The following is a 24,758-nucleotide window of genomic DNA, read 5'->3' as shown; positions in this document are numbered from 1 at the left end:
GACTGCCGATTCAGGATCAAGATCCAAACCCGTCGTCACAATCAATTAAATAGACAAAAAATTAAAAAGAAAGATTAAATCGATAATTATTTAAAACACTAAAAAAAATATTGAAAAAGTTGAATTATTGGAGTTGTATGCATTAGAGACGTTTTAACCGGAGGGGCATGTGCCCCTGCACTTTGGGAGGAGAACCGATGAAACAGATACTCAAAAAAATGGCGGGTTTGGCGGTCGCAGTACCGATGGCCGTTGGCCTGATGCTGTCAGGCGCACAAGCCGCAACGCTCAAGATTGCACTGGCGGAGACGCCATCGGACGAGTTGGCGGCGTTCTTCGTCGCCCTTGACCGCGCAAAAGCCAATGGTCTCGATTATGAATGGACCGCATTCTCGGACGAGGAACTTGCCATTCAAGCGGTGTTGAGCGGTCAGATGAATATCGGCTTTGGCACGCCCTATTCGGCAATGCAGCGTTCAAAGGCGCCAATCCGGATTATCTTCCAGCTTTCAAAGCTGAAGTTCTTTCCGGTCACATCCAAGAAGTATTCGGAATTGAAGGACCTTGATGGTCAGCCAATTCTGCTGCACTCGCGCGGTGGCGGAACGGATTCGATCGCCAACGTGATTGAAGACAAGGTCGGCATCAAATTCGGTGACCGTTCCTATGTGCCCGGATCGTCCAACCGTGTTGTGGCGCTGGTATCGGGGCAGACCGATGCAACAATCATCGACCTTTCGAACAAGAACAAGGTCGTGAAGCAGTTCCCGGACAAGTTCAACGTTCTGCCTATGTTTGAAGTCGATTCCAGCGACGAAGCGCTCTTCGCCAACCTTGACTGGATCAAGGAGAATGAAGAGCAGGTCAATATCCTGGTCAAGGCACTGTCCAGCGTCTGGCAGGACATGCAGGAAGATCCGACCATCATTTCCAGAGAGACCAATCCTGATGGTCCGATCGGCCAGTTGCCGAAAGAGATCCTCGCCGAACTGGATGGCTTCTACACGGACGCAGTCGCGGGTGGTCTGTATGATCCCAATGGCGGTGGACGCAAAGCGGCTCAGGCCGACATGGAGTGGTACTCTGCTGCCGGACAGCTTGATGGCGATCCGTCGACCTTGAACATCGAGGACTTCTGGTACCTGGCGCCGCTCGATGCAGCGATGAAGAAATAAGACACATTTATGGAAGCCACCCGTCCTCCACATGGACGGGTGGCAATTTTCTCAAGCTTGGGGTGATCCAAGACGATGAATCGTTCTCTTGCATTAAAGCTGTTGTCTGCCGCCATCGTGTTCGGCGCATGGGAGATCGCCGGTCGGGTCCCTGTCAGCTACGCCTTTCCGACATTCCTCGAATCCATGCGCGCCCTGGTCGTCATGACCTTCGACGGGTCGATATTCACCGCCTATGCGGAAACGCTGAAGCCACTTGTCATCGGGGTCGCGATCTCGGCGTTCTTCGGCATCATCATCGGCCTCTGGGTTGGTCTGAGCAGCCGTTTCGAATGGCTGTTTTCGCCCATCTTCGTGGTCATGCAGGCAGCCCCGCTGGCCGCGCTCATCCCCATTCTTGTCATGGCCTATGGCATCGGATTGACATCCAAAGTCTTTGTCGTGTGCATCATGGCGATGCCGGTGATCGTCCTCAATACGGCAAGTGCGGTGCGCAATACGCCCGCATCAATCAAGGATATGGGCAAATCCTTTCTGGCTTCCGATCGCGACATCATCCTCAAGATCATCATACCTGCAGCGTCTCCCGTCATATTCTCGGGCCTTCGGCTAGGGATCTCGGCGGGCTTTATCGGCGCCATCCTGTCCGAACTGAAGATCACCCCGACCGGTGTCGGGGACATCATCACCTATAGCCGCTCAATCGCCGATTATCCGTCGATGTACGCGGCGATCTTTTCCATCATCGTGCTCGCCGTTCTCTTCCTGAACCTGCTTGAGCGCACCGAAAACTATCTGTTCGAAGGGAACAATCGTGGTTATGTCTCAGACTAATGATGCTTTCACAAAGGCGGTTCCTCTGGACAGCGACAGCGCTGTTTCTGTTCGCAATGTCTCCAAGAACTATGGGCCAGTCGAGGCGCTGAAAAACTTGTCTCTCGAGTTTCCACGCGGGCAACTGACGTCATTGCTGGGACCGTCCGGCTGCGGCAAGACCACCTTGCTCAAGATCATTGCCGGTCTGCTCAAGCCGGACTCCGGCGAAGTCGAGATCGAAGGCAAGATCATCGACAGCCCCGGACCGGATCGTGCGTTCGTGTTTCAGGATTTTGCCCTGCTGCCCTGGGCAAGTGTCATCCGCAATGTCGCCTTCGGCCTCGAATTGCGCGGCGTGGCCAAGTCCGAACGCGATGCAATCGCCGAAAAATACATCAAGAATGTCGGGCTGTCTGGATTTGAAAAAGCCTATCCGCACGAACTCTCCGGGGGCATGCGCCAGCGTGTGGGATTGGCCCGGGCCCTATCGGTCGACGCGCAGGTGCTGCTGCTTGATGAACCGTTTTCAGCGGTTGATGAGCAGAACCGGCGCAAGTTCCAAGAGGATATGCTCGAACTGGTGCGCCACGAAAACAAGACCTTCATTTTCGTGACCCACTCGATCGAAGAAGCGGTCTACGTATCTGACCAAATCGCCATTCTCTTGCCGCGGCCAAGCCGTGTTTCCGAGATTATTCGTCCCCAGAGCTTTCGGGGAACCGGCATCGAGAACATTCGTCGTTCGCCGGAATATCTCGATATCGTGGATGAAATCTGGGCGTCGTTGCGCAACTATGTGGAGTAGGGTGACATGACGGTATTTGGATACAGACTGCCGGGAATGTCTTCACTGCTGCTATGGGCGCTGCTGTGGGAAATTGTCGGGCGGACAGGTTGGACATTCTTCATTCCACCCCTGTCAGATGTTCTCATCACGCTGTTTGAGGTGATCGGCACGCCGGCTTTCCTCAAGGCGATGTATGAAACTGCCTATGCGTTTTTTGCCGGCGTATTCTTCGCCGTCATCATCGGCATTCCGGTCGGCATCCTGATCGGTAAAAGCCGCTTGCTCGATGAATTGATCCTGCCATGGGTGAACATCTTTCTGAGCGCACCGCTCACCGCGCTCGTTCCGGTTTTGATGGTTCTGTTCGGGTTTGGTATGAAGTCGATCATCATCACGACAACCCTGTTTGCAATCTGGATCATCATCCTGAATTCGCGTGCCGGTGTGAAGCAGATCAACCGATCTCTGGTCGATATGGCGAGAAGCTTCGGCGCGACGCCGATGGATGCGTTCTTCAAGATCTACTTCTGGGCGGCCTTGCCCGAGATCTTGGGCGGTGTGCGTATCGGCGTGATCCGCGCGGTCAAGGGTGTCATCATCGGCCAGTTGTTGATTTCGATTGTCGGGTTCGGCGCCTTGTTTGAGCTCTACTCCAACAACTTCATGATGAAACACTTCTGGGCGGTGCTGATCGTGTTGTTCGCCGTCGCGTTCACAATGTCTGAATTCCTGGCCTATCTGGAGCGGCGCGTGTCCTACTACGCTGCCTCGCGCTAGAGCACCAAGCGATAAAACGCCGGAGGCCGGATTGGAATTCCCGTCCGGGCCGGGCAATAGCAAGAAAGAGCAAGATGAGCGGTACCCTCAAAGCACTCATTGCAGACCATGATGAAACCCTTCTCGCCATTGGTGCACCTGATCGCGAATGGCTCACCTATGGCGGTTTGCGCGATCTCGCGGCCAGTGTCGGCCGCACGCTGAACGGCCTGGGTATTGGAGCAAAGGACCGCGTCGCCATTGTCCTGCCAAACGGCCCGGAAATGGCGACAGCTTTTATCACGATTGCCCAGGCAGCAGTCACCGCGCCGCTAAACCCGGCCTATCGCGAGGAGGAATATGTCTTCTATCTGGATGACCTGAAAGCCAAGGCTTTGGTCGTGCTGGAAGGGGACGAGGGCCCCTCGGTCGCGGCGGCGAGGGCGAATGGCATCTCCATTCTAAGGTTGAAAACCGATGCGTCCGCGCCAGCAGGCCATTTCACTTTGGAGCCGGACGGTGAGATGTCGTCGAGTGCCGATGTGAGGCAACCAAGTCACGATGACATCGCGCTGATCCTTCACACGTCAGGCACCACATCACGCCCCAAGATCGTGCCGCTGATGCAATCCAATGTCGTTGCGTCGGCTGAGCACATCAAGGAAACCTTGCAGCTCACGCGGGATGATCGGTGCATGAATGTCATGCCGCTTTTCCACATTCACGGGTTGATTGCTGCGGTCACTGCATCTTTGGCAGCGGGAGCTTCCATCTGGTGCGCGCCGGGTTTTGACGCATTGCGCTTTTTCGGGTGGATGAAGGATGCCCGTCCCACATGGTACACGGCTGTACCAACCATGCATCAGGCCTTGCTGACCCGTGCGTCGCGGAACGAAGATGTCATCAAGAACGTTCCGCTACGCTTTTTGCGGTCTTCGTCGGCTTCCCTTCCCGCTCAGGTGATGGGGGAACTCGTCGCCACGTTCAACGCGCCTGTGATTGAAGCCTATGGGATGACGGAAGCAGCTCATCAAATGACCTGCAACCCGCTGCCACCACGAGCTCAAAAACCAGGTTCGGTCGGCATCGCTGCCGGACCCTTGGTACGAATTGCCGCCGAACTTGAAAACACCCTGATCAATGATGCGGGTGAAGTTGTTATCTCCGGTCCGAATGTGACGCTCGGCTACGAAAGCAACGATGAAGCCAACCAGTCAAGTTTCTTCGTTGCCGAAGGCAAACGCTGGTTCCGCACCGGGGATCGCGGTTTGCTTGACGATGAGGGATATTTGCGACTGACCGGTCGTCTCAAGGAAATCATCAATCGCGGCGGTGAGAAGATCAGCCCGCTGGAGGTCGATGGCGTTTTGATGGATCATCCGGCTGTTGCGCAGGTTGTGACTTTTGCTTTGCCGCATCCGAAGCTGGGTGAAGAAGTGGCGGCAGCGGTGGTGTTGAGAGAAGGCATGGAGGCAACTGAGCGCGACATTCGCGATTTTGCCGCAACACGAATGGCTGATTTCAAGGTCCCACGCAAAGTGCTCATCCTCGATGAGATTCCCAAAGGGGCGACCGGCAAGATGCAGCGCATCGGGCTCGCTCAAAAACTGGGCCTGGTCACATCAGCATGACGACCAGAGCATCCTGCAATCCGGCGAAATCGCCGGTTTGCAGACAAGATGCTCTAGAATCACAGAGGTAGAGCGACCTTTGTGCGTCCAATTGGACGCACGGCGCTCTAGGGGTTAGGGCAAACCTGATGAAGATTTGTATTTTTGGCGCCGGTGCAATTGGCGGCTATGTGGGTGCAAAACTGGCTCATGCAGGTGCGGACGTCAGTCTCGTCGCCCGTGGGCCTCATTTGGCTGCGATGCGCAAAAACGGGCTTACTCTGATCGAGGAAAGTGGCACGACCAATGTGGCTGTCACTGTCAGCGACAATCCTGCCGATCTGGGGCCACAAGATTATGTGATCGTAACGCTGAAAGCGCATTCTGTTCCGGCAGTCGTGGGCAGGATGAAGCCACTGATTGGCGAAAACACGACGATTGTCAGCGGCGTCAACGGTGTGCCCTGGTGGTACTTTCACAAAATCGGCGGGCCGCTGGAAGGCACACGCCTTGAAAGCGTCGATCCGGACGGTGCGCAATGGGATGGGTTTGGCCCCGACAATGTCCTGGGTTGCGTGGTTTATCCGGCCGCGGAAGTCATTGAGCCCGGAATTGTAAAGCACATCGAGGGAAACCGGTTTTCGCTCGGGGAGCCGGATGGTTCCAAATCCGAACGCGTGCTTGCATTGTCCAAAGCACTCACCGAAGCGGGGCTCAAGGCGCCGGTGCGTCCAAAGCTTCGCGACGAAATCTGGACAAAACTCTGGGGCAATCTGTCGTTCAATCCGATTTCGGCGCTGACGCATGCCACACTTGATGTGTTGTGCACGGATGCGGGAACGCGGCAGGTTGCGCGCAACATGATGCTCGAAGCCCAGATCATCGCGGAAAAGCTTGGCGTCAAATTTCCAGTCGACGTCGACCGGCGCATCGATGGCGGGGCTGCCGTTGGCGCGCATAAAACCTCGATGCTGCAGGATCTCGATGCCGGCCGCCCGATGGAAATTGATGCTCTGGTTCGTTCTGTTCAGGAGTTGGGCCAGATCACCCAGACCCCCACGCCCATTATCGATACCGTCCTCGGACTGACGCAGCTCAGGGCAAGGGTCGCCGGCCTGTACCCGTAAATATCTGCGCTGATCTCTTCAAGCTGGGTCGCCTTTGGCAAATCGGCAAATTCCCGCAATACGGTACAGCGCCGACTGGTCCGCTCTGCTTCTGCCAGCTTGCGAAACCGATGCGGCGGCACCTGTCCCTATGGGCAGATAGCCACCGCTCAGCCCCTTGGCCAGAGTCACGGTATCTGGTTCTGTTCATTCAATCGCCCCGACGCATCCAGATAACCCCTGCTTTTGGTGCCGAAGACACACGCGTCCTATACCCGTACGGCTCTGGGCGCAGCGGTTGAAAATGTCGCTCAGGTCATGAGTTCCATTTGTGGGGGTCGGCGTATGTACCGCTATCATAAAGAGCTTTTTCGATATGGCCGATGCGTGCGGTAGCATCGGAGCCAAGTTCCGTCAGCACAGCAGCGATCAGCGCCTCGACCAGCGCTTGGGCAGCGACGATGGATGGAAAAAAGGATGGCCCGTCAACCGGAAAGATCAATGTTTCTGCCGCAAACCGTGTGAGCGGCGTAGCACGGCTGTCCGACATGCATATCAGCGTGGCGCCTGTTGACTCGACAGCACGAGCGATCTGGTGAATTTCCCGCCCATAAGGATTGAAATTGATCGACAGGACCAGGTCGCCGGGTCGCAGCAGCGCCAGATCAACGCCGAGTGAGGTTGCTTCGGCTCCAAGAAGAGCGACATTGTTGCGCAGCATCCGGCAGAGATAGGCGAATGTCATGCCCGGCCCCCGGCAGCTCATGAAGGCAGAGATGAATACCCGATCGGCCCGGACCAGATGCGAGGCGGCGCGGGCGAACACCTCGGGCGGGTTGGCCCATTCGGATTGATCCAGGTTGGCGCGGGAGGCACTGAAACACTCGGCCACCAGTGCATCGACCCCATTCCTGGACAGCGCGCGCTTGGCGCGTTCGGTATAGGGGATCGGGGCCTGGCGCAGATGATTGACATGCAGTATCCGAAAATCGCCCCAGTTTCCGAAACCCAGCGTCTGGGTGAGGCGTAGAAGCGTGGCCGGCGATACACCTGCCCGCGACGCCAGATCACGCATAGAGATCAGCGGCACGTCGTCGGGATGATCCACCACATATCGCGCGGCCAGCGCCACTTGGCGGGGCATGTCCGGTAGGCTGTCCATGATACGGGCATGAAGCTCGGCCAGGGTCATGAAAGTGGTATCCTGTGTAACTTTCGTATTTCAGATCTCCAGATTCAACCGCCGGGGCGGAATATGCCGGAACGGCAATTGCGTGGTATCGGCCATCGCAGGCCCAGGCGTTTCCACCTGCGCAAATACGTCAAAGCTACGCCCGAAGGAGGCACGGATGTGGTTCTTGGCCTTGGCCAGCAACAACGGGATTTCCGTGGCTTCGATCTCGTGCAGATGAAAATAGCCGGGATCATTTGGCGAATAGACGTGGCTGGTAATGATGATCCGCATCGGCCCGACCTTCAGCAGCGCGGTGGGGCCGAGGGCTACTGAAATGCCATGTTCCATCGGGCCGGAATTGACGAATCTCCCGTCAGTCAGCTTTTCCACGATGCCGTTGACCCGGACCGGACTGCCGAATCTGGCGTCTTGCCTGCCGCCAAGATCCAGCGTCAGGGACGCGCCCACGCCCGCATGGCGGGCGCGGTCGACCGCGCCGGGGTCGCTGATGAAGGCAAAGACGGTGCCATCGGGCAGATCGGCCGCAAGTGCTGCGGACAAAAGGCCGGTCGTGTCGCCGTTGCCGCCTGACATGGGATTATCGGACGGCTCGAGGATCGCCCAGCGGCGACCATCGCGCCACGGGGCTTGCGCCAGCAGGCTCTTTGCGCTTGGCAAATCAGGGCGAAAGCGGGCTTTGCGCGCCAGCATTTCATCCACTACACGCCGGGCCACGCCCTGCGCCGCCTGCAAGGCCGCTGGGTCATCATGTGTATTCATGCTGACCATCACACCTGAATTGGCGGCTGCCACATCGGCATAGGCGAAGCTGGCGTAGGGGTAGATGGCCAGAGGATGCCCTGCAGAAGCCTGTTCGATCTCCAGCCGCTGCGCCAGATCCTCGATCTCGGCCATCGGGCCGGGCTCATCGGTCCGCATGTTGAAGCTTGGAAGGATCAGGTCGCAACAGGCCAGAACCACCTGGCCCCGTGCGCCGCGTTCAATCAGATCGGCCAGCAGGTTCAGCGCGCGGATTGCGGATTGCGGCATGTCCGTGTGCGGGTATTCGCGGTAAACTGTTACACCATCCAGTGCAGCACAAATCTCCTGAGTAGGGATGCAGTGCATGTCAAAGGATGCCGTAATCGGCAGCTTGGGAAAGCGCGCGCGCAGCCGCGTGATCAGCGTGGTTTCGGGCGACGCGTCAACCGTGCCGATGCAGGAGCCGTGCATCGACAGGTATATGCCGTCCACATCGTCGAAAATGGGATCGTCCACGATCTCATCCGTCAGTGCGTCCAGCAGGTCCTGCTCTACCTGCCCCCCAGGGGCAGAAGCCGCGAGCCTTGAGAATGCCAGTTCCGCGCCTGTCCGGTCCGCCCATTCGAAAGCGCCGCCAGTTTCAACCGTGGTGCCGCGGAAGCGCTGAGCCGCATCCGCACCGCGTGCATATTCGCGCCCCTGGAAATGCTCCAGCCCGACCGTGCCTGTGGTAAATGAGTTGGCCTCGTGCCAGAGCCGTGCGATCCCGATCTTCATGCTTGTCTCTCCTTGCCCTGCACGCGCATCAGAGCGTCGCTGCCACGTCATCCAGACAGCTCATCAAGATACCGGCCAACTCGTCGATTTGTGGCTCGGTTATGATCAGCGGCGGCGAAAACACCAGCCCTTCGCGCACCGCGCGCGTGGCAAGGCCGCGCTCGAAACAGAGGTTGCGCACCTGCGTCGCAACCGAGCCCAGCGGATCGAACGGCGCCCGCGTGGCCTTGTCGGCGGTTAGGTCCAGCGCCCACATCCCGCCAACGCCGCGCACCTCGCCCACCAGCGGATGTGCGGTAAGACGGCCAAGTCTGTCGCCCATGCAGGGACCGACGGTGTCGCGCACATGTTCGACGATCCCTTCGCGCTCGATGATATCGATGTTTTCCAGTGCAACGGCGCAGGCTACGGGATGGCCGGAATAGGTGAAGCCATGCGGCAGAACACCCGCACGCCCACGCAGCGCATCAGCCACTCGTGCGCCCACGCCGACCGCCGAAATCGGCTGGTAACCGCTGCTCATCCCCTTGGCCATGCAGATGATATCGGGCTGAATGTCGTATGTATGGGACCCGAACCATTCGCCGGTCCGGCCAAATCCGCAGATCACCTCATCCACGATAAGCAGGATATCATATTTGCGGCAAATTTCCTGCACACGGGCCCAATAGCCGGGCGGCGGGGTAATTACGCCGCCTGCACCCATAACAGGCTCACCGATGAAGGCGGCGACGTTTTCGGGGCCGACCTCAAGGATCTTGGTCTCGACGGCATCGGCAGCCTCGACTCCATAAACGGGATCGTGCTGATCGCGCCCGGCGTGCCACGCATAGGGGCCATCCGCATGGACAATGCCGGGGATAGGCAGGCTGGGCACATCATGCATCGACGGAAGGCCACAAAGGCTGGCTCCTGCGACGGTCGATCCGTGATAAGCAAATTCTCGGCTGATAATGACCTGGCGCTCGGGCTTGCCCTCAGCCGCCCAATAGCCGCGCACCAGCCGCAAGGCGGTGTCATTCGCCTCGGACCCGGAATTGGCATAGAAGAAGTCGTTTATACCTTCGGGCGTCAGGGCGGCCAGACGTTCCGACAGTTCGATCACTGGTTCGTGCGAGGTCTTGAAGAAGGTGTTGTAAAAGGCCAGCTGATCCATCTGGCGATGCGCCACTTCGCCCAACTCCTTACGGCCATAGCCGATATTGACGCACCACAGACCACCCATGCCATCCAGCAGCCGGCGCCCTTCTGTGTCCCACAGGTAGACGCCCTCGCCATGGGTGATGATGCGCGGCCCGCCCTCGGCGGCAAGGGCGCGGTGATCGGTGAACGGGTGCAGGTGATGCGTCAGATCGGCTGCCTTCAGAGCCTCCGCAGTGCGATTATGAAAACTGTTTTTCATTCTGGTCTCTCCGTCCGGCATCTGTGCTTCATGCGCGCGCCCTTGTGACATCCATTTTTCATTCCAGCAGATGAATGACTTGGCTCACGGCAAGGGCCTGCGCGAGATAGGTCATTGCGGCCAACGTCTGGACCTCGATCGGCATAGAGGTATCAGCGGCAAGGCATGGATGCTGCGGATCAGCGCAGAACCTTGTCTTGGTCAATGCTCTTTTCAGCCCTCCAATGTCCACCGCGGAGCAGGAGCCATGGCAATCATGAGTGGTAAGTTTCCCCATATGACAGGAGGCCATTGTAAAACAGATGCGTGCGTTTTTCATTCTATAAAACATTCATTTTACCGGCCATTGTCAAGGGTTTTGACTATCCGTGCTCTGTCTCAGAGAAGTTCGGCAGAGGTGTCCGGCAGGCATCGCCAGTACGCCGCTCATGGAGTTCTGTCGGTTTCCGAAGAATGCTTTTTGTGGGGACACTTCGGCTTCAATCGCCGAGCGTTGAAATGGCATCGCGATTGGGTCGATGTCGATGTTTTCATTAGATTTTCGAAGTGTTCCGGCGGTTCGGACATCGACTGCGCCATGGTTGACGCCACCATCATCAAAGTTCATCGCCACGGGTAGGGCGCAAAAGGGGCCCCGAAACCAGGCATCGCCGATCAAAGGGTGGCAGGACCACCAAAATCCTGGCCTTGACAGACGCATCGGGAAATTTGGTGCGCTTTGTTCTTCTGCCCGACAGCTTCGCTTCAGGCCGTTGGCCGACGCTCTGCCTGTTAAGGTTAAAATATCATTGCGTTTGAACTGTCGGGCAAAGAATGCGCACTTGCGCGATTGCAAGCGGAGACGGTCACATGACGAAAGCAAACAGTGAAACGTTGATTGACAGGGTCTCGGCGTTGATCCTCAATCCGGTGACGGCGATCGTAGCAACACTTGCCTGCACAGGATTTCTATATGCTCTTGAGCAGGCAGTTAAACACATGCCGTTTGTAATGCTCTCGGTTCTGGGCATAGCCACGTTACTTTTCCTCTTGAGCCGGCGTATCTATTTTTCCATCTACACCGCACTTGTGGTGACAACCCTGATATCCATCTCCTCGGTGCTGAAATACCGGACCAAGGGGTTTGATCTTCACATCTACGACTTCGTTTTCACCGGAACCGATCCAAAAGCCTTTGCTTTCCTTCTCGATGGGTTTGCGGCTTATATCGTGCCGATCGCCGGGCTCATGCTCTGCTCCCTCATCGTGCTTTCTCTCATCTTCATTTGGGACGGAAAGAACGGGATGACTGTTCTGAAGCGAGGTTCCCTCGTGGTCATCACCTTTGCGCTGATCCCGGTCAGTTATCCGCTGGCAGAAGACGAGCCGCGGTATTTTCACTATCTCGGCGGCTTCAATGCCTCGGCATTTTTCGTCTCCTTCCTCGACCTCAGGGATGCAGCTATAGGAAGAGGTATCGCCGATCGCTTCACAGACATGCCGGCGGTCGCGCCTTTCGCCTCTGCCGGCCCGTGCGAAACAACGGGACCGAAGCCCGATCTGTTTGTCGTTCTCAGTGAAAGCCAAACCGATCTCAGTCGTCTCAACCAATACGGCATCGACCAGCAGTTTTCCCAGCAGTTCAAATCGGCAGATGGAAAACACCGGGCCCTCCGTGTGGAAACCTTCGGCGGCGGCACCTGGATCTCAAACTTTTCGTTGATGACAGGGCTTTCCAGCCTCGATTTCGGATGGCGGGCTCCCTATCTCACCACCGCGATGGAAGGTAAAATCCATCAATCTCTTGCAACGGAATTGTCCCGTTGCGGATACAGAACCGCGGTGCTGATGCCGATGGATCATGGTTTTGTCAACGAAGGGCCGTTTCTCGAGTCGATCGGTTTTGACGAAGTTCTCGATTTCAATCGCATCGGAGCCACCCAATACGCCCACCACGACCGGTTCTATTTCGAAGCTGCCCGAGCGTTCATTGAAGAGCATCGGAAAACGGACGGCAGACCGCTGTTTCTCGAAGTACAAACCATGTTCGCGCATTCGCCCTATTCGGACCATTTGGCTGACTCTGATTCAGAAATCTCCGGCGAGAGCGGTATCTTTGAACTCGACGAATATGTGCGGCGGGTTGCTCAGTCCCAGAAAGATTTCGAATGGTATCTCGGCCAAGCTGAGGCTGAGAGCAAAGATCACCCTTCCATTGTGTTGGAATTTGGCGACCATCAATCATTTGCCACGCGTGAGCTGGTCCATCATTTGTATCCGGATTTTGCTATCGACGAGCTGACATCATCGGCCTACCAGACCTATTATACCGTTCACGGCATGGGAATTGAACTCGATATGGGTCCGTTTGATTATGCCAACCTCGATATCGGATATTTGGGGGTGTCTTTGCTGGAAGCAGCGGGAATGGCCAAATCTCCCATGTTCGCTGACCTTGCAGCACTCAGGGACCGATGCGAAGGCAAGCTGCATTTCTGCGCGGATCGGGCTGCAGTGGACCGGCACCTGCAAAAACGCATTGCATCGAATTTTCTATCTGTCGAATAGGCTGCGCACCGTAACGAAATTCTGCGTGTGGTGACCTGGTAATTGGAACTGCTGGTTCGCTCACAAAGTCGACTTGTACGGCCTGCTTGTATGAATATGCAAAGCCAATCTGACGGCGGCAAAGGCAGATAACTGAAAAGCATTTGGAGCTGGCGATTTGGCTGAATTGCTGGGCAGGTTTGGCCTGTCGCTGTTGCCTCGTTAACCGCTAACAATCATCGACCTCTTGACGGAAGCATTCGTGCAGCCCAAGATTTCACCCAGAAGCGCAGGAGGATGCCGCTTCGGGAGGAATAGCCAATGTCATCGATCAAGCTCTTTCGGGGCGAGTTCGGGCATGTTTCCGTGCTCACCGTTTCCAGCGATCTGGTCACCCATGCCCATACCGAGGCGCACATCATCATCTGGCTCGAGGGCGCCTCAGGCGCGATGATGATCGGAGACGAGGCGGTCACGCTCGGACCCGGTATCGCGGCAGCCGTCAATTCGTTCGAGCCGCACAGCCACTCCATGTCCAGTGAAGATGAAGCGGGTCTGTTCTTGGCGTTCTACATCGACCCTGACTGGGCCCGGCGGCGCTATGATCTGCCGGCAGGGGCCGCCTTGTTTGCCCGGCCGACAATCCCGATGGATCTCTGGCTCTATCGCGCGGCCATGCAGATTTTCGAACTGCTTTATGATGATGCCAATATTGATGATCTTGTCGATTATGAAATGGAGCGGTTGCTTGACAGTCTTCTCGATGTGGCGCGTCCGCAATCATTGCGGCTGCGCCCGCTGCGCTCTCAATCCAGCCTGCTCGATTTCCGTGTCCGCAAGGCAATCGAATTGATGAAGCTCAATATCTGCGAACGGATCTGCTTTGACGAACTGGCGCGCAATGTCGGGCTTTCTCGGGCGCATTTCTTTTCGCTGTTCAAGGAACAGACCCGGCTGACACCCAATGTCTACTGGAACACGCTGCGGATGGAGGAGGCGCGGCGTCAATTGCAGGGCTCGCAGGATTCGCTCATTTCCGTTGCCTGCAATCTTGGCTTCACCACTCAAGGCAATTTTTCGCGCTTTTTCAGGGATCATGTCGGGGTCCCGCCGATCCAGTATCGCAAGGCCGCAGCGGCTCGTATCGACTGGCCTGCCGTTTTTCCGACTGAGAGATAAACCGTCAAGACGCATTGATAAGCACCGCCAGTTTGACCGTCTTACAGTTAAGACCTGTTGAACTCGTGAGGACTTCTATCAATGACGACTGTAACCATTTCCAGCATCATCGACGCGCCCGTGGAAAAAGTCTGGGCACGTATTCGCGATTTCAACGGATTGCCAAGCTGGCATCCACGGATGGTTGAAAGTCACATCGAAGATGGCAAGCCGGCCACTGAAATCGGCTGTATCCGCAATTTCACCTTGGCCAGCGGCCCCAAGCTGCGCGAGCAGCTGACCGCCTTCTCCGATGATGAGTTTCTGACCAGCTACGCGATTGTGGAAACGCCGCAGCCGATCAGCAGTCACAGCGCCACGCTGCAATTGCGCCGCGTCACTGATGGCGACCGGACCTATGCGGAGTGGACCGCAACCTTCGACGCGCCGGCAGAAAAAGCCGACGAGCTGGCCGCCGGCATGGGCGCCAATGTGTTCCAGGGCGGCTTCAATGCGCTGCAGGAGCATTTCACCTCGAAATCATGACCAAGGCCTGAAGGAGTGTCGCCATGTCGCTTGCTCTGACTACATTTGCATCGGCCAAGGAGGTCTCGGCTGCCCTGAAACAGGGCGGCGCCCGGTATCTCGGCGGCGGCACCCTGGTGGTGCGGGCGGTCAATGAGGGAGACATTGCCACCACTGGTTATGTCCGGACCACCGACCCGGTCATGTCCGGCATCGACGTTTCGGATGGCTGGGTGCGCATCGGCGCTTCGGTGACGATGGCCGCGGTCGCCCGATGCAAAGATCTTGCAATGATCAGCCGGGCTGCGAAGGCTGTCGGCGGACCGGCCATTCGCAACATGGCAACTGTCGGCGGCAATCTGTTTGCCGCCGCCCCCTATGGCGATTTCGCCGTGGCGCTTCTGGCGCTCGACGCCACGGTCCATTGTTCCGACGGTGACATGGATGTCGATGCCTTTCTCGCCAGCCGCGATGATCTCACTGAGCGCGGCATCGTTATCGCCGTGAGCTTCACGATCCCGGCGGAAGACAGCTTCCGGTTCCTAAAGGTCTCTCGGGTCAAGCCCAAGGGTGTGTCGGTTCTCAGCCTCGCAGCGGTGATTGAAACCGATGCAAACGGCACGGTCAAATCGGCGCGGATTGCGCTGGGCTGCATGGCTGACCGGCCGATGCGGGCGATCTCCGCCGAAAAGGCCTTGTCAGGGGCGAAGCTTACAAAAGACGGAATCGCTGAAGCCATCGGCGTCATCGGGGCGGGGACGGATCCGATGACCGACGCGATCGGCAGCGCCTGGTACCGGGGCGAGGTTCTGCCGGTGCATTTCGGCAGGTTGCTGCTCGACTGAGACAAAGGACTGCAAAGAAGATTTGCCAACTGCTGGGAGGCAGGCGGCGGGAGGAGGACGGATGGCCAGAGTACCGGTTCAATTCAGGCTCAACGGTGAAGACCGGGCCGAATTTGTCGAAAGCGGCACCACGCTGCTTCACGCACTGCGTGACACAATGGATGATATTTCGCCGAAGGGCGGCTGTCATCAGGGCACCTGTGGTGCCTGCTCCGTGATCGTCGATGGCGAATTGCGGCTGAGTTGCCTCACGCTGGTTGAAGCCTGCGAGGGCGCCATAGTCGAGACAACGGCCGGCCTGGGCCGGGACGGCGTCCTGCACCCGGTGCAACGCGCCATCCTTGATGGCTTTGCCACCCAATGCGGCTTCTGCACACCAGGCATGGTGATGGCCGCCAAGGCGTTGCTCGACCACACCCCCAACCCCACCCGTGAAGATGTGATCGAAGCAATTTCCGGCAATATCTGCCGCTGCACCGGCTATGAACCGATCATCAATGCGGTGCTCGCCGCTGCCCGGTCAAACTCGCAGAACGCAGGCTGAGGAGACAGGCAATGGAACTTCGCAAGAACTATTTCGCCGATGAACGCAAAGACGACCTTAACGAAATTGGCCATTCCCGGCCGCGCTCCGACGCACCGGGCCATGTCACCGGCAAGACCGTCTATTTCGCCGACCGGACTTTTCCCGACCTGCTGCATCTCAAGATGGTCCGCAGTCCGCATCATCACGCCAAAATCCGGTCGATTGACACATCGGAGGCCGAGAAACATCCCGGCGTCATCCGGGTGCTGACAGCCAAGGATGTGCCGCACAATGTTTACACGATCCTGATCCTGATCCAGGTTGGCCCCGAGGACGAGACTGTTCTGGCCGACAAGAAGGTCAGCTGGAAAGGCGAGGCGGTGGTCGCGGTGGTTGCCACCAGCGAGCGTGCTGCCCAGGAAGCCGCCGCCAAGGTCAAGGTTGATTATGAGGTGCTACCAGCCGTCTTCGACGTGCTCGAAGCGCTGAAGCCGGATGCGCCCGAGGTCAACGAGCATCATCCCGGCAACTATTATCATTATGACAGCGGCGATCACCGCAAGGTGCGCTTTGGAGATGTTCAGGCCGGCTTTGCGGCGGCCGACCACATTCTCGAGGAGACCTATTCTTCCTCGCCGATAGAGCAGGCGCCGACAGAGACCACCGGCTGTATCGTCGCCCCTGAAGGCAATGACCGCTTCACCTGCTACACCAACACGCAAGCGATGTTCTTCACTCTCGACAACGCCTCGATCATCCTCCAGATGCCCGGCCACAAATTGCACATGGTCGGCGGCACCGTTGGTGGTGGTTTTGGCGGCAAGGTCGATGTCATCGTCGAACCGATCGCCATTCTGGCAGCCAAACTGACCGGACGGCCGGTGTCATTCATCTACAGCCGCGAGGAGGAAATGCAGATTTCCTCGCCGCGTGCTGCCGAGACAATCACCATCAAGGATGGCGTCACCAAAGATGGACGCCTCATCGCCCGGCAAGTCACCGGCTACACCGATGCCGGCGCTTATTCGCGCCATTCACCCTATGGCGCGCAAAAGGGTGCGGCGCATTATCCCGGCCCCTATACGGTGCCCAATGTCTGGATCGACACCTACTGCGTCTACACCAACCGGACGCCATCGAGCGCCATGCGTGGCTTCGGCGTCACCATCGCCGATTTTGCGCTGGAAGTTCAGATGGACAAGCTGGCGCGACTGATCGGCATGGACCCGCTCGAATTCCGCTTCATCAATGCCTATCGCGACGGCGACATGAAGGCACACCGTCAGCCCACAGAAGGTGCTGCGCTGATCGAGTGCATGCAGGAAGCCGCGCGGGTTTCAGGCTGGCCTGTCGCACAAAAATATCTCGACATGTCCTCGCGGACCAGGGAGGCTTGAAATGGCAATGAAACATGGCCGCGGTGTCGCGGCAATCAACTACCCCACAGGCATGAACCTCGGCGGTGACCCAAGCCAGGCGCTGGTCCACTCGACCCCCACCGGCAATTTCATGGTCTCGCTGTCGAGTGTTGATCTCGGCCAGGGTCTCAAGCAGGTGATGGCGCAGATCTGCGCCGAAACCATCGGCGTTCCCACTGAATGCGTGACCATCGATACCGCGGACACCGACACCGGACCACATTGCATGGGCACATTTGCCTCTCGCGGCACGCATCGGGTCGGCAATGCGGTGCTGCAGGCAGCCCAGGAAGCGCGCCAGGTGATGCTCGAAGTGGCGGCCGAGGAACTGGAGGTCAATGCGTCCGACCTCGAGACCGATGGCGAAGGCAATATTCACGTCAAGGGCGCGCCGCAGAAGTCGATTTCGATCTTCGACACCGCGCTGGCGGCGCATTTCAAACAGGGCCGGTCGATCTCCGGACGTGGAATGTTTTTGGTGCAGCGCTCTTATCCCGACACCGAGACCGGCGCGATGAAGCCTGCCACGTGCTACGCTCATGCCTGCGTTGTGGCCGATGTCGAGGTGGATGACGAGACCGGCGAAGTCACCGTGCAATCGGTGAAGAATGTCTATGAGGTCGGCCGGGCGCTGAACCCGAAAATGGTCGAGCAGCAACTGGTCGGCGGCTCCTGGATGGGCATCAGCCACGCGCTCTACGAGACCACCGAACCCTATTATCCCAACCGCGATCATGGCGGCACCGATTTCAATCAGTATCTCATGCCCGGACCCGGCGATCTGGCAGAGACCGAAACCTATGTGCTGGAACGGCCGTCGTCTGACGGACCTTATGGCGCCAAGGGGCCGGGCGAGATGTGCGCCAACCCGCAGATTCCGGCGGTGGCCAATGCCATTTTCGACGCCGTCGGGGTCCGCATCGACACCATGCCGATCACCCCGGAGCGGATCCTGCGCGCGCTGAGGGCGAAAGCCGCTGCGGGCGAAGGCCGGACCGAGTGACGATGGCCCACGGCGTTGACGCGATGGCAACCTCGCCAGAAGCCGTGATGTCCCGTCTATCGCAGTTGCACTATCTGGCTGATGAAAGCCTGGCAACGGCGATATTCCTGGCCATTCGACTGGGCAAGCCCTTGCTGCTCGAAGGCGCGCCGGGCGTCGGCAAGACGGAAGCGGCAAAGGCTGTTGCCGAGGCGCTGGGCCGCGATCTGGTGCGGCTGCAATGCTATGAAGGCATCGATGCCGCGCATGCGCTTTACGAATGGAACTACCAGCGGCAATTGCTGGCCATCCGTCAGGCCGGTGAAGCCGAGATCGATATCTACGGCGACCGGTTCCTGATCGCCCGTCCGCTGCTGCAGGTGTTGCAGTCGCCAGAACAGCGGGTTCTTCTGGTCGATGAGATAGACCGATCGGACCATGAATTCGAAGCCTTGCTGCTCGAATTTCTCTCCGATTTCCAGATTTCCATTCCTGAACGCGGCACCATCTGCGCTGCTGCCCGGCCATTGGTGGTTCTGACGTCAAACCGCACCCGTGAACTGGCCGAGGCACTGCGCCGCCGCTGCGTCTATCACTGGATCGGCTATCCGGACGCAGACCGCGAGGCCGCGATCATCATGGCGCGTGCCGGTGATGTGGCGCGCGAGACGGCGCTAGCTGTTGCCGGCGCGGTGCGTGACATCCGCGCGCGGCCACTGGCCAAGCCGCCGGGTATCGCCGAGGCGATTGAATGGGCCAATGCGGCAACCATCCTGGAAAAAGGCGGCAGTCCCTGGCCCGAGGCGTTTCGCCGTGCGATCGGCGTTCTGATCAAGGATGAGGAAGACGTTCACCACATTGAGCCCGAGATGGGGCGCATCATTGAGGCTGCGATGTCATGAACAAGTTTCTGGTTTGCGATACAGCATCGGTTCCGGGTGAATTGCCGCGCGGCTCCGCCCCCTTGTTCGGCTTTGCCCGGTTGTTGCGCCGGTTCGGCTTTGCCATCGCACCCGAACAGGCAATTGCCTTCATGCAGGCGGTAACCCTGCTTGGGCCACGCTCGATGGACGATATCCGCCGCTCGGCGGTCGCCACATTCGCGCCGGCGCCGGAGCGGCGCGTCGAGTTCGATGCGCTGTTTGAAAGCTGGTTCCATGGCGAGGCCAGGGTCAACATTGAGGGCGAGGGGCAAGACGAGGACGAGCCCCAGATCAAGGACAATAGCGATACCGCAGAGGAAGAAACCGGCCCGGTGCAGGAAGAAACCGGTGGCGAACTGACATCGGGGACGGAACAACTCAGCATTCGCGCCTTCGCAAATGATGGACTTCGCCTCGATGCGCTTGAGCGCAAGCTTGGCTCGGCCCTTCCCTGTCGCCGGTCTTTTCGAACGGTCAGAACCGCGACCGGCAAGAATCTCGACATCCGCCGGTCGATGCGGAAGATTTTGTCAGCCGATGGCGATATTCCGTCTCCGCAACTGCGCCGCCAGCAACGTGTGCCGCGCAGGCTGCTGCTGCTGCTTGACGTCTCGGGATCAATGAAGCTTCACACCGAGGATTATCTCAAGGTTGCCTATGCCGCAGTCCATGGCACCGGACGGGCCGAGGTGTTCTGCTTCGGAACCAGACTGACACGACTGACATCAGCCTTGCGGATCCGCAATCGCGAGCAGGCGCTGGCGCAGGCGGCAGCACTGGTCGAAGACTGGGACGGTGGCACCCGCATCGGCGGGACATTGCTGGCGTTTTTGTCAGTGCCGCGGTTCTCGGCTTTCGCCAGAGGCGCTGTTGTAGTCATCCTGTCCGACGCACTTGAACGCGGCGAGCCGACCGAGATGGAATCCGCGTTCCGCCGCTTCGCCGCCTCGGCGCACCGGTTGTCGCTGGCGACACCACTGGCGGGTGATCCGCGCTTTCGTCCGGAGACCGAGGCTTTGCGCGCCATCCTGCCGACGCTCGATGATCTGGTGGATGGATCGTCGGTAGCCGGTCTGACGAAATTTCTTCTGTCATTGGGGCGTGCCGCTCCACAAATTGAAACCATGTCGGGGAGGGGCCTGTGACCTCAGGAATTGTCGATTCGCATTTTCATATCTGGCGGCAGGCGGATCTGCCCTGGCTTGCCGGCCCCATGGTTCCGCGCATCTTTGGTCCGTATCAGTCTATTCGCCGCGACTATCCGGTCGAGGAGTTTCTTGCCGATCAGCAGTCGTCCGGTATCGACAAGGCAATCTATGTGCAGACCAATTGGGCCAAGGAGCACTTTGAAGACGAAGTGGCCTGGGTTCAGGCAACCGCCGAGCGCACCGGCTGGCCACATGCGATCGTCGGCTATGCTGACATGACAGTTGAGGATGTGCGGCCACAACTTGACCGTTTGAAAAACTATCCGCTGTTGCGCGGCGTCCGCATGCAATTGCACTGGCACGACACGCCGGAGTTCCGCTTTGCGCCATCGGCGAAGCAAATGTTTGAGCCGAATGTGCGCGCCAATGTAGCCCGGCTGAAGGATTACGGTCTGTCCTTCGATCTGCAACTGTTCCCCGGACAGATGGCTGACGGCGCCGAACTGGTGGCAGAAAACCCGGAAACACAATTCATTCTCACCCATGCCGGCATGCTGACCGGGATGGACCCGGCCACGCAGGAGGCCTGGCAGGCAGGATTGCGCGCGCTCGCGCCCTATTCGAATCTCAGCGCCAAATTATCCGGGCTCGGCACTTTTCTGCACCGCAATGATCCAGCCTTGATCGATTACGTTGTCTCCAATGCGGTCGAAATCCTCGGCAGCGACCGGGTGATGTTCGGTTCGAACTTTCCAATCGAGAAACTCTGGACCGATCACCTGACAATGGTTTCGTCCTTCCATGATGCCGCTGCCAAATACGATGAGGCGACCCGCTCTGCGATTTTTCGGGGCACGGCCACTCGGGTCTACCGCCCGGCCTGAAAACCTGAGGGTGAGGCGGGGCGGCTAATGGAGCGGTGTTCCAAACCGCTGGAGGCGGTCCTGCCAACTCCGTAGTGAGAGTTGGCAGGTCAAGCTGCTTTCGGATTATGAAGCGTAATTGCTGAACTTCACCCAGGACCCTCCACGCCGCGAGGAGTCCACACAGGCTGTCACGAACGCGACACCTGCCAACCCCTCATCGATGCCGGGGAACATCACCCCGTCCGGCGTTGGTTTGCCGTCCCGGCGTGCGACAATCGCTTCGGCGGCTTCGGTGTAGATATTGGCAAAACCTTCCAGGTAGCCTTCCGGATGCCCGCCAGGAATGCGGCTGACACGTTGACCGGCGGCTGTGGCACCGGCACCGTTGCGGGTCAATAATCGCTTCGGCTGTCCCAACGGCGTGTGCCAGAGATAGTTCGGGTCTTCCTGGGCCCATTCGAGTCCGCCCTTTTCGCCATAAATGCGTAGTTTCAGAGCATTCTCGTTTCCGGGCGCAACCTGGCTGCACCACAGCATGCCCTTGGCACCACCTGAAAACCGCATCAGCACATGACCGTTGTCATCAAGCTGCCGGCCTTCGACGAAACTGTCGAGATCGGCGCAAAGCTGCTCGAGCTCAAGGCCCGAGACAAAACTCGCCAGGTTGAAGGCATGGGTGCCGATGTCGCCGGTCGAGCCTCCAAGGCCGGAGCGGGCAGGGTCAGTACGCCAACCCGCCTGCTTTTGTCCGGTCTCCTCAAGCTTTTCCGACAACCAGTCCTGCGCATATTCAACCTGCACCAGCCGGATCGCCCCAAGTTCGCCAGCGGCAATCATCTCGCGCGCCTGCCGGATCATCGGATAGCCGGTGTAGTTATGCGTCAGCACGAACAGCGCACCTGAGGCTTCGGCAGCTTTCTTGAGCTTGCGCGCATCGGCAAGCGTCGAGGTCAGCGGCTTGTCGCAGATCACATGAATGCCGCGCTTGAGAAACTCGCGCGCGACCGGATAATGCATGTGGTTCGGAGTAACAATTGAGACCGCCTCAATACCGTTTTTCAGCCGCGCTTCCCGCTTGGCCATTTCGACATAGTCGCCATAGGCCCGGTCAGCGGCCACACCGAGATCGGCGGCCGAGGCCTTGGATTTCTCCGGTGTGGAAGAAAAAGCACCGGCGACCAGCTCGTAGCGGTCATCGATGCGTGAGGCGATGCGGTGGACGCCGCCGATGAATGCGTCACGTCCGCCACCGACCATGCCGAGACGGATGCGCCGGGGTGCTGATGCGTTGGAACCTTCAATAGCCATTGTTGTCCCTCCCGCTCAGGAAATGCCGAGCATGCGACGGTTGGCAGCATCGTCGGTTCCGCCATCGGCGAAATCATCGAAAGCCCTCTCGGTCACACGGATGATGTGGTCGGAGACGAACTGTGCGCCTTCGCGTGCGCCGTCTTCGGGGTGCTTGAGGCAGCATTCCCACTCAACAACGGCCCAGCCGCCAAAATCATTGGCTGCCATCTTTGAGAAGATCGCCCCGAAATCGACCTGTCCGTCGCCGAGTGAACGGAACCGCCCGGCCCGGTCCACCCAAGGCTGGTAGCCGGAATACACACCCTGCCGACCGGTCGGGTTGAACTCCGCATCCTTGACGTGGAACATCTTGATCCGGTCTTTGTAGATGTCGATATTGTCGATGTAATCGAGACACTGCAGCACATAATGCGAAGGATCGTAGAGCATGTTGCAGCGGGCATGATTGCCGACGCGTTCGAGGAACATCTCGAAGGTGACGCCGTCATGCAAATCTTCGCCCGGGTGGATCTCGTAACAGATGTCGACGCCGCAGTCCTCGGCGTGATCGAGAAGCGGGTGCCAGCGCTTGGCCAACTCGTCAAAGGCGGTCTCGACCAGGCCTGCCGGCCGTTGCGGCCATGGATAGATGTAAGGCCAGGCCAGCGCGCCGGAAAAGCTCGCCATCTCGCTGATGCCCATATTCTTCGAGGCCGACAGCGCCATTCTCACCTGGTCGACCGCCCATTCCTGCCGCGCTTTTGGATTGCCGCGCACTTCCGGTACTGCAAACCCGTCAAAGGCTTCGTCATAGGCGGGATGCACGGCGACAAGCTGCCCTTGCAGGTGCGCAGACAACTCGGTGACTTCCACACCGTTCTCGCGCGCCACACCCTTGAATTCGTCGCAATAGTCTTTTGATGACGCAGCCTTGGCAAGATCGATCAGACGTCCGTCCCAGCTGGGGACCTGCACACCCTTGTAGCCGCAATCTGCCGCCCATTTGGTAATGGAGTCCCAGGAATTGAACGGTGCCGCGTCGCCAGCAAATTGCGCAAGAAACAGTGCCGGGCCCTTGATGGTCTTCATTGATCTCTCCTCCAGAATTCAGTTCGGTTCGGCCGCTAGGGGCTTGTTATAAATACAATCTCCGGCTGGGCCAGAGACAGGGTTGGGTTTGTCGCCGGCGGTAACGTCATACTGACAGCCAGCCTTCCAGTTTACTTGTCGGGTTCGTCTCCTCAGTGAACCCTCAGCGAATTGGCAATGTGTGTGTAACCTTCGCGATACACCGCTTCCGGGCTTTCAGCAAAATCTCTCCACACTTTGGTGGCCGCCGCAAGATCCGGCAACCCCCGGCCGAAGCTCTCGATTGTCAGCCATCCGTCATAGCCGATATTGCCGATTGCTGAATAGGTCTCTTGCCATGGGATGTTGCCGCGACCCGGAACACCGCGATCATTCTCGGAAATATGGATATGGGCAACGCTGCCGGCATTCCGTGTCAACGCGCCGATAGGGTCGGTTTCCTCGATGTTGGCGTGGAACGTGTCGTACATCGCACGAATGTTCGGATGGTCAACCTCAGCCAGATGGGACGCCAGGCCATCCATGGTGTTGACCAGATAGCATTCGAAACGGTTCAGCGCCTCAAGAGCTACCGTGATGCCGAGACCAGCCGCGTGATCTCCGATCAGGCGTTGCGATAAGACGGAATTGGCAAATTCCTGTTCTGTCGGACCTTCACCGGAAAAATGCCCCAGTGTCGAGTGCAACGGCCCGCAGATAAGTTTCGCGCCAAGCGCCTGGGATTTGTCCAGCGTAGCGCGCATGAAGTCGATACCTTTGGCGCGGGCCGTTGGATCACCGATGAGATTCATCGACGGATCGCCCATCGCTGATACTGCCGTGCGTTCAAGCCCGATGTCATCAAGCATGGCAGCGATCTCTTTGTAGTGGTTGATGTCGCCCTCGAACACCGGAACTTCCACACCGTCAAAACCGGTCGCCTTTATGTCGCGCAGCAGAGCTTGGTGTTCAAGGCCTACATGCGTGGTCCACAAGAACATGTTCATACCGATTTTCATCGCGGACTCCCAATTCAGTTGTTTCGGGTTTTCGTCAAACTGGTAATACCAAAACAACGAATGAGAATACGTCATCATGTTTGTTAGCCGTACGCAAGC

General features: G+C 58.2%; 24 protein-coding genes. 16 read left to right on the top strand and 8 right to left on the bottom strand.

Features of this window, described 5'->3' with window-relative positions:
• The first annotated feature begins 197 nt into the window (after positions 1-197).
• The 6 genes from IMCC20628_RS15905 to IMCC20628_RS15880 all read left to right on the top strand — a co-directional run bounded on the left by IMCC20628_RS15905 (position 198) and on the right by IMCC20628_RS15880 (position 6,271).
• Entirely contained in the window at positions 198-1,175 is a 978-nt protein-coding gene (locus IMCC20628_RS15905) for an ABC transporter substrate-binding protein (RefSeq protein WP_047031034.1), read from the top strand.
• Positions 1,176-1,250: 75 nt separating this feature from the next.
• Positions 1,251-2,009: an ABC transporter permease gene (locus tag IMCC20628_RS15900; protein WP_047031033.1), complete on the top strand. Its 759-nt coding sequence runs from the start codon at positions 1,251-1,253 to the stop codon at positions 2,007-2,009.
• Positions 1,996-2,796, top strand: coding sequence for an ABC transporter ATP-binding protein (locus tag IMCC20628_RS15895; RefSeq protein WP_047031032.1), 801 nt, complete (start codon positions 1,996-1,998; stop codon positions 2,794-2,796). Before IMCC20628_RS15900 ends, IMCC20628_RS15895 begins: the two co-directional genes overlap by 14 nt.
• 6 nt (positions 2,797-2,802) lie before the next feature.
• On the top strand, positions 2,803-3,555 hold the full coding sequence (locus IMCC20628_RS15890) for an ABC transporter permease subunit (RefSeq protein ID WP_047031031.1): 753 nt from the start codon (positions 2,803-2,805) through the stop codon (positions 3,553-3,555).
• Positions 3,556-3,629: 74 nt separating this feature from the next.
• Positions 3,630-5,165: an acyl--CoA ligase gene (locus IMCC20628_RS15885; RefSeq protein WP_047031030.1), complete on the top strand. Its 1,536-nt coding sequence runs from the start codon at positions 3,630-3,632 to the stop codon at positions 5,163-5,165.
• 128 nt (positions 5,166-5,293) lie between these two features.
• Positions 5,294-6,271, top strand: coding sequence for a 2-dehydropantoate 2-reductase (locus IMCC20628_RS15880; RefSeq protein ID WP_047031029.1), 978 nt, complete (start codon positions 5,294-5,296; stop codon positions 6,269-6,271).
• A gap of 295 nt (positions 6,272-6,566) precedes the next feature.
• On the opposite strand, the gene IMCC20628_RS15875 is transcribed toward IMCC20628_RS15880, so the two are convergent.
• Genes IMCC20628_RS15875 through IMCC20628_RS25165 form a run of 5 tightly spaced genes read right to left on the bottom strand, consistent with a single transcriptional unit; the run spans position 6,567 to position 11,200 of the window.
• Positions 6,567-7,442 (bottom strand): MurR/RpiR family transcriptional regulator, encoded by an 876-nt coding sequence (locus IMCC20628_RS15875; protein WP_052766462.1) that lies wholly within the window; start codon positions 7,440-7,442, stop codon positions 6,567-6,569.
• A gap of 30 nt (positions 7,443-7,472) precedes the next feature.
• On the bottom strand, positions 7,473-8,963 hold the full coding sequence (locus tag IMCC20628_RS24315) for a M81 family metallopeptidase (protein WP_052766461.1): 1,491 nt from the start codon (positions 8,961-8,963) through the stop codon (positions 7,473-7,475).
• Between the two features lie 28 nt (positions 8,964-8,991).
• The gene (locus IMCC20628_RS15855) at positions 8,992-10,365 is read right to left on the bottom strand and encodes an aspartate aminotransferase family protein (protein WP_047032649.1); all 1,374 of its coding nucleotides are present in this window, start codon (positions 10,363-10,365) and stop codon (positions 8,992-8,994) included.
• A gap of 58 nt (positions 10,366-10,423) precedes the next feature.
• Positions 10,424-10,684 (bottom strand): hypothetical protein, encoded by a 261-nt coding sequence (locus IMCC20628_RS25170; protein ID WP_156174537.1) that lies wholly within the window; start codon positions 10,682-10,684, stop codon positions 10,424-10,426.
• Between the two features lie 30 nt (positions 10,685-10,714).
• Entirely contained in the window at positions 10,715-11,200 is a 486-nt protein-coding gene (locus tag IMCC20628_RS25165; protein ID WP_156174536.1) for a hypothetical protein, read from the bottom strand.
• Positions 11,201-11,214: 14 nt separating this feature from the next.
• Between IMCC20628_RS25165 and IMCC20628_RS15845 the strand changes: the two genes are divergently transcribed.
• From IMCC20628_RS15845 to IMCC20628_RS15800, 10 genes are all read left to right on the top strand, one after another.
• Positions 11,215-12,912: a sulfatase-like hydrolase/transferase gene (locus tag IMCC20628_RS15845; RefSeq protein WP_052766460.1), complete on the top strand. Its 1,698-nt coding sequence runs from the start codon at positions 11,215-11,217 to the stop codon at positions 12,910-12,912.
• A 300-nt stretch (positions 12,913-13,212) separates the two neighbouring features.
• Positions 13,213-14,070, top strand: coding sequence for an AraC family transcriptional regulator (locus IMCC20628_RS15840; RefSeq protein ID WP_047031025.1), 858 nt, complete (start codon positions 13,213-13,215; stop codon positions 14,068-14,070).
• Positions 14,071-14,151: 81 nt separating this feature from the next.
• The gene (locus tag IMCC20628_RS15835) at positions 14,152-14,595 is read left to right on the top strand and encodes an SRPBCC family protein (protein ID WP_047031024.1); all 444 of its coding nucleotides are present in this window, start codon (positions 14,152-14,154) and stop codon (positions 14,593-14,595) included.
• A gap of 23 nt (positions 14,596-14,618) precedes the next feature.
• The gene (locus IMCC20628_RS15830; protein WP_047031023.1) at positions 14,619-15,419 is read left to right on the top strand and encodes an FAD binding domain-containing protein; all 801 of its coding nucleotides are present in this window, start codon (positions 14,619-14,621) and stop codon (positions 15,417-15,419) included.
• Between the two features lie 61 nt (positions 15,420-15,480).
• The gene (locus IMCC20628_RS15825) at positions 15,481-15,963 is read left to right on the top strand and encodes a (2Fe-2S)-binding protein (RefSeq protein WP_047031022.1); all 483 of its coding nucleotides are present in this window, start codon (positions 15,481-15,483) and stop codon (positions 15,961-15,963) included.
• 11 nt (positions 15,964-15,974) lie between these two features.
• The gene (locus IMCC20628_RS25815) at positions 15,975-17,342 is read left to right on the top strand and encodes a xanthine dehydrogenase family protein molybdopterin-binding subunit (RefSeq protein WP_047031021.1); all 1,368 of its coding nucleotides are present in this window, start codon (positions 15,975-15,977) and stop codon (positions 17,340-17,342) included.
• 1 nt (position 17,343) lies between these two features.
• Positions 17,344-18,366, top strand: a complete 1,023-nt coding sequence (locus IMCC20628_RS25810) for a molybdopterin cofactor-binding domain-containing protein (protein WP_047031020.1) — start codon at positions 17,344-17,346, stop codon at positions 18,364-18,366.
• Positions 18,367-18,368: 2 nt separating this feature from the next.
• Positions 18,369-19,247 carry a MoxR family ATPase gene (locus IMCC20628_RS15810; RefSeq protein ID WP_047031019.1) on the top strand — a complete coding sequence of 293 codons (879 nt, stop codon included), beginning with the start codon at positions 18,369-18,371 and terminating at the stop codon, positions 19,245-19,247.
• Positions 19,244-20,413 carry a VWA domain-containing protein gene (locus IMCC20628_RS15805; protein WP_047031018.1) on the top strand — a complete coding sequence of 390 codons (1,170 nt, stop codon included), beginning with the start codon at positions 19,244-19,246 and terminating at the stop codon, positions 20,411-20,413. The genes IMCC20628_RS15810 and IMCC20628_RS15805 overlap by 4 nt, the downstream gene beginning before the upstream one ends.
• Complete coding sequence (locus IMCC20628_RS15800) at positions 20,410-21,300, top strand: amidohydrolase family protein (RefSeq protein ID WP_047031017.1); 891 nt, start codon at positions 20,410-20,412, stop codon at positions 21,298-21,300. The genes IMCC20628_RS15805 and IMCC20628_RS15800 overlap by 4 nt, the downstream gene beginning before the upstream one ends.
• Positions 21,301-21,405: 105 nt before the next feature.
• Here the strand turns inward: IMCC20628_RS15800 and IMCC20628_RS15795 are convergent, their stop codons facing one another.
• The 3 genes from IMCC20628_RS15795 to IMCC20628_RS15785 all read right to left on the bottom strand — a co-directional run bounded on the left by IMCC20628_RS15795 (position 21,406) and on the right by IMCC20628_RS15785 (position 24,659).
• Complete coding sequence (locus IMCC20628_RS15795) at positions 21,406-22,590, bottom strand: Gfo/Idh/MocA family oxidoreductase (protein ID WP_047031016.1); 1,185 nt, start codon at positions 22,588-22,590, stop codon at positions 21,406-21,408.
• A 15-nt stretch (positions 22,591-22,605) separates the two neighbouring features.
• Entirely contained in the window at positions 22,606-23,661 is a 1,056-nt protein-coding gene (locus tag IMCC20628_RS15790) for a sugar phosphate isomerase/epimerase (protein ID WP_047031015.1), read from the bottom strand.
• A gap of 152 nt (positions 23,662-23,813) precedes the next feature.
• Positions 23,814-24,659 carry a sugar phosphate isomerase/epimerase gene (locus tag IMCC20628_RS15785; protein WP_047031014.1) on the bottom strand — a complete coding sequence of 282 codons (846 nt, stop codon included), beginning with the start codon at positions 24,657-24,659 and terminating at the stop codon, positions 23,814-23,816.
• Between the last annotated feature and the right edge of the window lie 99 nt (positions 24,660-24,758).

Source organism: Hoeflea sp. IMCC20628, assembly GCF_001011155.1.
Taxonomy (GTDB): domain Bacteria; phylum Pseudomonadota; class Alphaproteobacteria; order Rhizobiales; family Rhizobiaceae; genus Hoeflea.
The sequence above is the reverse complement of the archived record's forward strand: the minus strand, read 5'-3'. Positions and strand labels throughout refer to the sequence as shown.

Coding starts and splice junctions, on each gene's coding strand:
- IMCC20628_RS15905 (WP_047031034.1), top strand. CDS start 198: ATGAAACAGATACTCAAAAAAATGGCGGGTTTGGCGGTCGCAGTACCG.
- IMCC20628_RS15900 (WP_047031033.1), top strand. CDS start 1,251: ATGAATCGTTCTCTTGCATTAAAGCTGTTGTCTGCCGCCATCGTGTTC.
- IMCC20628_RS15895 (WP_047031032.1), top strand. CDS start 1,996: ATGTCTCAGACTAATGATGCTTTCACAAAGGCGGTTCCTCTGGACAGC.
- IMCC20628_RS15890 (WP_047031031.1), top strand. CDS start 2,803: ATGACGGTATTTGGATACAGACTGCCGGGAATGTCTTCACTGCTGCTA.
- IMCC20628_RS15885 (WP_047031030.1), top strand. CDS start 3,630: ATGAGCGGTACCCTCAAAGCACTCATTGCAGACCATGATGAAACCCTT.
- IMCC20628_RS15880 (WP_047031029.1), top strand. CDS start 5,294: ATGAAGATTTGTATTTTTGGCGCCGGTGCAATTGGCGGCTATGTGGGT.
- IMCC20628_RS15875 (WP_052766462.1), bottom strand. CDS start 7,442: ATGACCCTGGCCGAGCTTCATGCCCGTATCATGGACAGCCTACCGGAC.
- IMCC20628_RS24315 (WP_052766461.1), bottom strand. CDS start 8,963: ATGAAGATCGGGATCGCACGGCTCTGGCACGAGGCCAACTCATTTACC.
- IMCC20628_RS15855 (WP_047032649.1), bottom strand. CDS start 10,365: ATGAAAAACAGTTTTCATAATCGCACTGCGGAGGCTCTGAAGGCAGCC.
- IMCC20628_RS25170 (WP_156174537.1), bottom strand. CDS start 10,684: ATGAAAAACGCACGCATCTGTTTTACAATGGCCTCCTGTCATATGGGG.
- IMCC20628_RS15845 (WP_052766460.1), top strand. CDS start 11,215: ATGACGAAAGCAAACAGTGAAACGTTGATTGACAGGGTCTCGGCGTTG.
- IMCC20628_RS15840 (WP_047031025.1), top strand. CDS start 13,213: ATGTCATCGATCAAGCTCTTTCGGGGCGAGTTCGGGCATGTTTCCGTG.
- IMCC20628_RS15835 (WP_047031024.1), top strand. CDS start 14,152: ATGACGACTGTAACCATTTCCAGCATCATCGACGCGCCCGTGGAAAAA.
- IMCC20628_RS15830 (WP_047031023.1), top strand. CDS start 14,619: ATGTCGCTTGCTCTGACTACATTTGCATCGGCCAAGGAGGTCTCGGCT.
- IMCC20628_RS15825 (WP_047031022.1), top strand. CDS start 15,481: ATGGCCAGAGTACCGGTTCAATTCAGGCTCAACGGTGAAGACCGGGCC.
- IMCC20628_RS25815 (WP_047031021.1), top strand. CDS start 15,975: ATGGAACTTCGCAAGAACTATTTCGCCGATGAACGCAAAGACGACCTT.
- IMCC20628_RS25810 (WP_047031020.1), top strand. CDS start 17,344: ATGGCAATGAAACATGGCCGCGGTGTCGCGGCAATCAACTACCCCACA.
- IMCC20628_RS15810 (WP_047031019.1), top strand. CDS start 18,369: ATGGCCCACGGCGTTGACGCGATGGCAACCTCGCCAGAAGCCGTGATG.
- IMCC20628_RS15805 (WP_047031018.1), top strand. CDS start 19,244: ATGAACAAGTTTCTGGTTTGCGATACAGCATCGGTTCCGGGTGAATTG.
- IMCC20628_RS15795 (WP_047031016.1), bottom strand. CDS start 22,590: ATGGCTATTGAAGGTTCCAACGCATCAGCACCCCGGCGCATCCGTCTC.
- IMCC20628_RS15790 (WP_047031015.1), bottom strand. CDS start 23,661: ATGAAGACCATCAAGGGCCCGGCACTGTTTCTTGCGCAATTTGCTGGC.
- IMCC20628_RS15785 (WP_047031014.1), bottom strand. CDS start 24,659: ATGAAAATCGGTATGAACATGTTCTTGTGGACCACGCATGTAGGCCTT.